This is a genomic window from Psychrobacter sp. (assembly GCF_036731945.1).
Lineage (GTDB): Bacteria > Pseudomonadota > Gammaproteobacteria > Pseudomonadales > Moraxellaceae > Psychrobacter.
Genome location: NZ_DAINDI010000033.1, coordinates 29,552 through 32,637, shown reverse-complemented (window position 1 = coordinate 32,637; position 3,086 = coordinate 29,552). Strand labels below are relative to the sequence as shown.

The 3,086-nt window shown below is 43.8% G+C and carries 3 protein-coding genes; 2 read left to right on the top strand and 1 reads right to left on the bottom strand.

Annotated features, from left to right (window positions below; genetic code table 11):
• On the bottom strand, positions 1 to 701 hold a 701-nt coding region (purM, locus tag V7D75_RS08395; RefSeq protein ID WP_333614201.1), incomplete at its 3' end, for a phosphoribosylformylglycinamidine cyclo-ligase.
• Positions 702 to 1,074: 373 nt separating this feature from the next.
• Here purM and V7D75_RS08390 point away from each other — a divergent pair.
• Both V7D75_RS08390 and hda read left to right on the top strand, forming a co-directional pair.
• On the top strand, positions 1,075 to 2,181 hold the full coding sequence (locus V7D75_RS08390) for an AI-2E family transporter (protein ID WP_333614200.1): 1,107 nt from the start codon (positions 1,075 to 1,077) through the stop codon (positions 2,179 to 2,181).
• A 217-nt stretch (positions 2,182 to 2,398) separates the two neighbouring features.
• On the top strand, positions 2,399 to 3,086 hold a 688-nt coding region (hda, locus tag V7D75_RS08385), incomplete at its 3' end, for a DnaA regulatory inactivator Hda (protein ID WP_333614199.1).

The window sequence follows — 3,086 nt, the reverse complement described above, 5'->3', positions numbered from 1 at the left end:
GCTTTAACATAAATGCGGGTAGGTGCCATCAGCGCATCTTGAATAGGCTGACCGTCTAATTGCTCATCGCTTGTCGTCACATCGACACCGCTGACTTCGATGACTTTACGTACCAATGAGTAGCCATTAGAATGCGCGCCGCTTGAAGTAAGGGCAATTAATACATCGCCTTCGCTGACGTTTTCGCCAGTGATGACTTCCGCTTCTTCGACCACGCCTACGCAGAATCCCGCTAGGTCATAATCGTCGTCTTGATACATGCCCGGCATCTCAGCGGTTTCGCCGCCAATGAGCGCGCAATTTGATAATTTACAGCCTTCGCCAATGCCCGTGACAACAGTTGCCGCGACATCGACATCAAGCTTGCCCGTTGCATAATAATCTAAGAAAAATAATGGCTCAGCACCGCAAACCAATAAATCATTGACGCACATAGCCACCAAGTCGATACCGATAGTGTCATGACGGTTTAATTGCAAGGCCAATTTGAGCTTGGTACCGACACCGTCGGTGCCCGAAACCAACAACGGTGAGGTATAACCAGTCGGAATACGACAAAGCGCCCCAAAACCGCCAAGTCCGCCCACAACCTCGGGACGAGAGGTGGCTTTTGCCACTGATTTAATACGTTGCACCAACGCATCGCCGGCATCAATATCAACGCCAGCATCTTTGTAGCTTAAAGAAGGCTTGTTACTCATGGTCATCTCACAAATTTATAAGGAATGAAGGTCTGTCAGTAGAAAAGCGGATCGGTCGTGTTAATTTTGCAGATAGTGCGCGCATTATACCCAAAAATGACCCTTAGCCGCAAAGCAACTTGCCAATATTTGGCGGATATTTGCAGAAGAGAGCTAATAAAGCTGTCTTAGGTGCAATAAAAAATTAAGAAACAAAAAATGACTGATTTTTTGTTCGACTCTGCGATAATAGAACGCCAAAGTCGTTGGCAAAACCTACGACAATGACGCTGCTAATGACCATGACAAATATAAAGCCGCTGAAGACATATTTCAGTGTACAAACCGTTAGACGCCAGAATTTTACATAGACTTAATCGTAGGGTTACCCTTAATGATAAACCAACCAATAGATCCCTTTTTTCGGCGCTTATTTATCGTCGTTGCGATTGTTATAGCGGTATTCTTATTGTATTTGATGATGCCGGTTATCGTGCCGTTTGTCGTGGCTTTTGTACTGGCTTATTTATTTAACCCACTGGTTAAGCGTTTATCAAAATATATCAAGCGTTGGATAGCCATTATCATCGTTTATTCGACGATTACGCTTGGCATGGTGCTGCTGCTTTGGTGGTTAATACCGACTTTATGGCATCAGCTGCAAGCGGCGTGGGAATATCTGCCTAAAGTATTAAATTGGTATAATCAAGTCGTACGTGAGTGGTTTATCAATAACAGCCGTATTCGTCTGCCAGAATTAGAAAGCAAAGGTTTCTCTGATACTTTAGTTGATTATATGCAGACCAATTATAAATTCGCTGATGCCAGCAGCATGATGAGCCAAATTTTGGCCTCTAGTATGAATTTTATTAATAATGCTGGCTTGATTGTACTGGTGCCGATTTTAACCTTTTATTTCCTATTTAATTGGGATCAGCGTCTGCATACTTGGAAAATGGCAATTCCGGCGCCTTATTGCAAAAAAGTGGTTGCCATTGCTCGAGAATGCGATCAAGCATTGATGGCATTTATTAAAGGTCAACTATTGGTCATGGTATTATTGGGCGTCATTTATGCCGTACAGCTCCAGCTTATTGGGCTTGAGCTTGGTTTGATTATTGGTATGGTGGCTGGTATCGCAAGCTTCGTACCCTATTTAGGCTTTGGTATCGGATTTATCGCCGCGATTATTGCCTCTTTATTCCAATTTGGTTTAGACTGGACTTATTTAGCCTTGGTGGTTGGCGCGTTTTTGGTCGGACAAGCAGCAGAGGGTTATATTTTACAACCATTATTGTTGGGCGACAAAATCGGTTTATCGCCGTTGTGGGTTATATTTGCCGTATTGGCAGGGGCGAGTTTACTTGGTTTCGTCGGTATGCTGATTGCGCTACCGGTATCCGCTGTCCTCAACGTTTTATTCCGTCATTTGTACGCCTATTATCGATCCACTGACTTTTATAAAGGCCGTAAACAATTGGCGTTATTTGAAGAAAAATAAATCGCCCAGACATTCTATGAATAAGAATTGATTGGGGTTAATGGGTAAAAGACTTGTCAGTCATTTTGCAAATATGTTATATATAGGCGCAGTATTAACGGTATTTACCGTTATTAGGTTGGCTTTGCTAAATGTGAAAGTTAGCAAAGCCAGTTTACAGAATATTAGTCGTTTAGCCTTTTTAGTGATTGCGCTACGCAAACCGAGTTGATGATTCATGGCAGAAGCACAGCTAAGTCTCAATCTGGACATTAAGCATGATGCGAGTCTCAGCGACTTTGCCGGTCCAGGTTGGATGTCTATTATCGATGCAGTGCGGCAGCTACATGTCGGCCTGATAGGTCAGCTGTACCTATTTGGCAGCCCAGAGACGGGCAAGTCGCACTTATTATCCGCCATCTGTGAGTCGTTTATTGAGATGGACAAATCCGCGATTTGTCTGTCATTAAATGAGCTGATTCATACCGATGTCAATGTTCTATCCTCTTTAGAAAATTTTTCCCTGATTGCGATTGATGATTTAGAAGTGCTTGAGCAAAGCAGCCAATGGCAAGAAGCCTTATTTCACCTAATTAATCGTAGCCGAGAGGGGCAACGGCAGCTGATTTTTGCCTCCAACAAACCGGCGACCGAATTACCGTTTCAGTTGACAGACCTCCTTACCCGTTTGGCGCAATCGCCAAGCTTTAAAGTGCCAACCGGTCATGATTTGGCAGACCGTCAAGCTTTGCTACAATCTATCTTACGTCGCCGCGGTTGGCAGTTTGATGAGCGTATTATCAATCACTTGCTCACCGAAGGGCCGCATCGTATCGGTGCTATGATGGACGTCCTAAATTATATTCAGCCGATGTTTTCTAACCTTGGTCGTAGTAATATATCCAAAGCGGTCATTAGCGATGCGC

Bases quoted from the DNA above. Each gene is read 5' to 3' on its own strand.
- V7D75_RS08390 (WP_333614200.1), top strand. From the start codon at position 1,075: ATGATAAACCAACCAATAGATCCCTTTTTTCGGCGCTTATTTATCGTC.